The organism is Protofrankia sp. CiP1_Cm_nod2, assembly GCF_920664355.1.
Taxonomy (GTDB): domain Bacteria; phylum Actinomycetota; class Actinomycetes; order Frankiales; family Frankiaceae; genus Protofrankia.
This window is the reverse complement of the sequence record NZ_CAKKTL010000296.1, coordinates 1-5,617: the sequence shown is the minus strand read 5'-3', so window position 1 is coordinate 5,617 and position 5,617 is coordinate 1. Positions and strand designations below refer to the sequence as shown.

The window sequence follows — 5,617 nt, the reverse complement described above, 5'->3', positions numbered from 1 at the left end:
CCGCCGGGCCGGTCGGGCGGCGGCCGCCCCGGGTCCGCGCGGCGGCCACGGCATGGCCGGAGCCGAACTGGCAGGGCCGTGGAACCGGTGGCGCGTCAGGCCACAATCCAAACGTTTCTGGTCACCGGCCGAAACCATCGGTGGCCCGGCCGGCCGACCGGTCCTGGCTACCCGTGGCGGTCGCGGCGGCGGGGACGGCCGTCATCGGTGTGCTTCTGGGCCCGGTGGCCGCCGGCACGGGTGTCGTCGGCGCCGTGACGCTCCGACGGGCTCTGTGGCGCGCCGCGGACCAACGGTGGCGCGGTAGGCAGCGGGCAGGCGCGGAGGAGATCATCGCCGCGCTCGCCACCGAGCTCGAGGCCGGCCGGCGGCCCGACGAGGCCCTGCGGGCGGCCGTCGACGACGCCGGCGGGCCGGGCAGGCCTGACGAGCCTGTCGCGCCTGGTCACGACCGGCGGCGCGCGGCCGGCCGGGGCGTACGCATACACGACCCGCTGGCGCTGCGCGTCGCGCTCGCCCACCGGACGGACCCGGCCGTCGCGCTCGCGGCGTGCGAGGCGCCGACGTTGCGTCAGCTTGCGGCCGCATGGCGGGTGAGCCAGCACGCCGGTATCCCGTTGGCCCCGCTGGCGAACAGGCTCGCCGCTGTCGTGCGCGACGAGCGTGAGCGGGACGGCGAGGTCGCCATGGCACTCGCCGGGCCGCGGGCCTCCGGGCGGCTGGTCGCCTCCCTGCCTGTCGCCGGGATCGCGCTTGGCGCGCTGCTCGGCGCCTCGCCGCTGACGGTCCTTCTGGGTACTCGAGCCGGAGCGCTCTGCCTGGTCGTCGGCCTGGCGCTCGACCTCGCCGGCCTGGCCTGGATCAACCGGCTCACCGAGGTGGCCGGTAACCGCGACGCAGGCATGCGCGATCGCAAGGACATCGATCACTCCCAGCAGCTGCAAGGGCTGCCCCGGTGAGCATCCAACCGCTGTGGCAGCCGCTGTGGCAGCCGTCGGTCGCCGACGGGCCGGCGCACACCTCACTCGCGCTGGCCGCTGGAGCCCCGGCCTTCTCCCGCCGCGAGCTCCTGCTCATCATGGCCGCGCTGTGCATGGCGTCCGCGTCCTGGCTGACCGGAACAACAACGCTACGTGACCATGTACAACGTCGTGTCGCCGTCTTCCGCCCGCTTTCCGGCACGGCCCCCGGGCCGACGCGGCGCTCCCTCGAACGGCGGGTAGCGGACGCGCAGGCGGCGGGCACCGGTCATCCGTCCGCAGGCCGGACGGCCGGTGAGCGCATGACCGGTGGATGGCGCCCGAACGTGCGCGGGCCGACGCTGCGACGGGCCGTTCTCAGCGTGGCGGCCGGCCTCGGGCCCGCCGTGGTCCTGCCCGTACCGGCGGGCGTGGTCGTCGGGATCATCGTCGGCACTGTCGCGGCCCGGCTGCTGGCCTCCGCGCCGGATCAGGATGCCCAGCACCGGCAGGCACGTCTCGTCGAGGATCTGCCGCTGGCTCTCGACCTGATCGCGGCCTGCCTGACGGCCGGTGCGCCCATTGTGGCAGCCCTGGGCATCGTGGCCGGCGCTGTCGCTGGCCCGCTCGGAGCGGAGCTGGGCATGGTCAGCCGCGGCCTGCGTCTCGGCGCGTCCATGGCGGAGGCGTGCGGCCGGCTGCTCGGCCCCGGGCCGGGTTCCTCAGGGCCTGCGGCGAACCGGTGGGCCAGGCTCGTCCCGGGCAGGCTCGGCCGACCGGCGGCCACGGCGGAGGCGCACGAGATCGCGGCGTTCGCACGGGCGCTGCACCGCAGCGAGGAATCCGGTGCCCGCCTGGCCGCGACCCTGGAACGGCTGGCGAACCAGACCCGCGTCAGGCGGCAGGAACGCGCGTTGACCGCGGCCCGCCGGGCGGGAGTCATCGCCGTGGCACCACTCGGCCTGTGTTTCCTGCCCGCCTTCATCGCGCTCGGGGTCGTACCGGTCGTGATGGGAGCCGGCTCGGCCCTGACACTGCCATGACCATCGTCTCCACGACCGTGTTACAAAGCCTCTCCCGCCCGCCCGCGCAGGCCTGGGCCACAGGAACTCCGGGGCCGGCCGCAAGGAGGCCAGCCGGGGAAAGGGCGGAAGCGGAGCCGAAGGGACGGCCGCCGCAACCGGCCGGTGCCTGCCCGGCCCGAGAACACCCGCCTTCGCATCAGGCAAGTGGTGGCCGGCCGGCCTGTGGACAACAGAGGGTTGTCCACAGGCCGGCCGCCGCCCTCGCCGGAATCACCGTCAACACCTCATCATCAAGGAAGCAGAAGTCCCCACCCCGCCTGCGAGCAGGCATCCACCGCATGCCGGTAACCGAACTGGAGGCCGCCTGCCATGACCCCGTACCGATCATCCAGAATTCCTCCCGCTATCCCTTCTTCCGTCATCCGGTGGACGATACTGCTGATCGTCGCGTTCACACAGGTGAGGACCGATGCCTCGCGCCGGCAGCTGACCAGCGCCCAGGCGGTGTCGGCCACAGCCCGGTCCAGCAGAAGCGGCGACGCGGGAATGTCGACCGCCGAGTACGCGGTCGGCACGGTCGCCGCGGTCGGGTTCGCCGCCGTCCTGTACGCGGTGATCAACAGTTCGGCGACCAGGACGATGCTTGCCAATCTGGTCAAGCAGGCGCTGTCCGTCCCCTTCTGACAGGCGGGCCGAGCCAGTGCGTGGCCCGAGGAGCCCTGGTCACGGCATGGGCCGTGGCCAGGGACGAAGAACCTCCGATGGCGGCCAGGCAACAGCCGAACTGGCGGTTGCGATACCGTCCCTGATCCTTGTCCTGCTGATCGCGGTCTGGGTCGTCGGCGCCGTGTCGGTGCGGGCGCAGTGCGCGGAAGCGGCGCGCATCGGCGCCCGGGCCGCCGCCCGCGGGGAAACCGACGAGGTGGTCCGCGCCTGGGCCGGGCGGGCCGCGCCCCAGGGCTCCACGGTTTCCGTCAGCCGGGCCACGGATTCCGTCGTCGTCCAGGTCAGATTTCAGGCCCGGGCCACCGGGGTGCTGGAAAGGATTGCCCCGACGATCGAAATCACCATGTCATCCACCGCGCCCGCGGAGGCGGCGGAAAACGTCCCGCAGAACTTCACGACCGGCGGCAACTGAATACGGAAAGAAATCCACATATGCGCCACAGATGGCTGTACAAAATATGTCCGCACCGGGCTCGCCAGCCCGCCGGAAGCACTCTTCGGCTGGCCGGTGAGCTGGACGCGCGGGACGCCTCCGGCAGCACGGACGCGGGTTCGGCCACCATACTCACGCTTTCCACGTTCCTGGTGCTGGGGACGTTCACCGGCGTCGCTCTGGCGGTCTCGGCAACCGCTGTCTGCCGCGGGCGGGCCGCGGGCGCGGCGGATATGGCGGCGCTCGCGGCCGCGGGTGATCCCACTGGCGACCAGGCATCCATGTGCGCGCGGGCACGCGCCATCGGGCTTGCAAACCACGGCCGTCTACAGTCCTGCACGATCTCGGGGGACACCGTCGAGGTCGCGGTGGCCGTCGAGCTCCCAGGAGCACTCGCCGCCCTGGGGCCGCTCGTCGCCAGGGCCCGCGCCGGCCCGACGAACAGCGCCCTCAGCGAGGGAAGGCGCACCCTCGGCGAAGAAGGCCACAACGGAGGAAGGCACGATGTGGGAAGCGCACCGCCGGCATCGTCGACGGCCACCATCACCGCGGTGCCGGTGCGCCCACCGGCTGCCCGATCAGCTCGGATCGAGCCGGCGCAGGACGGCGTCGAGCAGCCGGCGGGCAGCCGGCTTGTCCAGGGGCTCGTTGCCGTTCCCGCACTTCGGCGACTGCACGCACGACGGGCAGCCGGCCGTACACTCGCAGGCCGCTATCACGTCCCGGGTCGCGCGCAGCCACGGCCCGCCGCGCAGAAAGCCGCGCTCGGCAAAACCCGCGCCGCCCGGATAGCCGTCATAGACGAACACCGTGGTGCGGGAGGTGTCCGGGTGCAGCGCGCTCGACACTCCCCCGATGTCCCACCGGTCGCAGGTCGCGAACAGCGGGAGGATGCCGATCGCCGCGTGCTCGGCCGCGTGGACGGCGCCGGGGACGGCGTCGTCGTCGATCTCCGCCTCGACCAGCAGCTCCTCGGTCACCGTGTACCAGACCGCCCGCGTGCGCAGATGCCGCGCGGGAAGATCCAGCGGATCATCGCCGACCACTCGCCCGCTGCCGGCCTGGCGCCGCTGGTAGGACACGACCTGGCTGCTGACCTCGACCGTTCCCAGATGGAGCTCGACATCGCCGGCGGTACGGGAGCGGATCGACTCCACCACCCGGATGTCGGTGTCCTCCCGGGCCACTGTCGTCCAGTCCGGCGTGGCTGCCTCCACGAACGCGACCGCCGCGTCCAGATCGAGCTCGATGACCAGGTAGGAGCTGCCCTGGTGCAGGTAGACGGCGCCGCGGTGCACCGTCGAGTGCGACGTGGCGGCGTCCACCGTGCCGAGCAGGCGGCCGGTGGACGCCTCGACGATCCGTACCGGCTGTCCGCTGACACCGCGGATGTCCACGTCCGGGCGGTGACGGTGTGTCCAGTACCAGCCCGCGGGCCGTCGCCTCAGCCGGCCGCGGCGTACCAGGTCGTCGACCGTGGGACGGGCCAGCGGCCCGAAAAGATCGAGATCGGCTTCGGTCAGCGGCAGTTCCGCGGCCGCGTACTCCAGATGCGGGCCGAGCACGTAGGGATTGTCGGGATCGAGCACGGTCGCCTCGACCGGCCGGCCGAACACGGCCTCGGGATGATGCACGAGATACGTGTCGAGAGGGTCGTCACGGGCGACCAGGACGGCGAGGGCGCCCGCCCCGTCCCGACCGGCCCGGCCTGCCTGCTGCCAGAGCGAGGCCAGCGTGCCCGGGTAGCCGGTGATCACGGTCGCGTCCAGCCCGGTGATGTCGACGCCCAGTTCGAGCGCGTTCGTCGCGGCGACGCCGAGCAGCCGCCCCGACCTCAGGTCCGCCTCCAACGCCCGGCGTTCTTCGGGCAGGTAGCCGGCGCGGTAGGCCGCGACCCGCTCCGCGAGGTCCGCCGACACCTCGGACAACGCCCTGCGCGCCGACTGCGCGATCACTTCCGCGGCCCTGCGCGACCGCACGAAGACGAGCGTGCGCACGCCGTCAGCTACAAGATCCGCAAGCAGGCCCGCTGCCTCGGCGGTCGCCGAACGACGGACCGCTACGCCGCCAGGGCCGTGAACCGGAGGTTCCGGTGGCTGCGCCGCGACGGCCGTGAGCGCCCCCGGCACCTGTCCAGCCGGTGTTCCCACTGGTTGGGACGATGCGGACTCCGCTGCTGCGGGAGCGACCGGCCCGCTGGAAACCGCTTCGGAGGCGGTCGGGCCGGCGGAGAGCGGCCCGGAGACGGCCGGGGCGGGACGCGACGGAGCCGGCGGAGCGGACGACGGCCGGGCCGATGGCTCGGACGAGGAGGCGAACGAGGAGGACGCCTGCCACGCGTGCGCCTGCCATGGGTACGACAGGGGTGGTTCGTACAGTGCGAAGCTCATCGCGCCTCTGGGGGAGGCGTCCTCCTCGACCGCCTGCACGTCGAGCCCGGTCAGGCGGCTGGCGGCATCCGCCGGCTCCGACAC

General features: G+C 73.1%; 6 protein-coding genes and 1 pseudogene. 5 read left to right on the top strand and 2 right to left on the bottom strand.

Annotation, left to right across the window (positions count from 1 at the left end):
• A partial coding sequence (locus NBW84_RS22005; RefSeq protein WP_445548814.1) for a type II secretion system F family protein occupies positions 1-959 on the top strand: 959 nt, incomplete at its 5' end.
• Complete coding sequence (locus tag NBW84_RS22000; RefSeq protein WP_250287036.1) at positions 956-2,002, top strand: type II secretion system F family protein; 1,047 nt, start codon at positions 956-958, stop codon at positions 2,000-2,002. The genes NBW84_RS22005 and NBW84_RS22000, both read left to right, overlap by 4 nt.
• 272 nt (positions 2,003-2,274) lie before the next feature.
• Here NBW84_RS22000 and NBW84_RS21995 read toward each other — a convergent pair whose 3' ends face one another.
• Positions 2,275-2,499, bottom strand: a complete 225-nt coding sequence (locus NBW84_RS21995) for a hypothetical protein (RefSeq protein ID WP_250287034.1) — start codon at positions 2,497-2,499, stop codon at positions 2,275-2,277.
• On the opposite strand from NBW84_RS21995, the gene NBW84_RS24600 reads away from it, so the two are divergent.
• The 3 genes and pseudogenes from NBW84_RS24600 to NBW84_RS21980 all read left to right on the top strand — a co-directional run.
• Entirely contained in the window at positions 2,444-2,668 is a 225-nt protein-coding gene (locus NBW84_RS24600; protein WP_445548813.1) for a DUF4244 domain-containing protein, read from the top strand. The two genes, NBW84_RS21995 and NBW84_RS24600, sit on opposite strands and share 56 nt — an antisense overlap.
• A gap of 46 nt (positions 2,669-2,714) precedes the next feature.
• Positions 2,715-3,122: a TadE family type IV pilus minor pilin gene (locus tag NBW84_RS21985; RefSeq protein WP_250287032.1), complete on the top strand. Its 408-nt coding sequence runs from the start codon at positions 2,715-2,717 to the stop codon at positions 3,120-3,122.
• A gap of 20 nt (positions 3,123-3,142) precedes the next feature.
• A pseudogene (locus NBW84_RS21980) lies at positions 3,143-3,568 on the top strand (Rv3654c family TadE-like protein); the annotation flags it as partial.
• Between the two features lie 153 nt (positions 3,569-3,721).
• Here NBW84_RS21980 and NBW84_RS21975 read toward each other — a convergent pair.
• On the bottom strand, positions 3,722-5,617 hold a 1,896-nt coding region (locus NBW84_RS21975; protein WP_250287029.1), incomplete at its 5' end, for a Zn-binding domain-containing protein.

What these genes read in the sequence shown, in the direction of transcription:
- NBW84_RS21985 (WP_250287032.1), top strand. Translation starts at nt 2,715, where the DNA reads ATGGGCCGTGGCCAGGGACGAAGAACCTCCGATGGCGGCCAGGCAACA.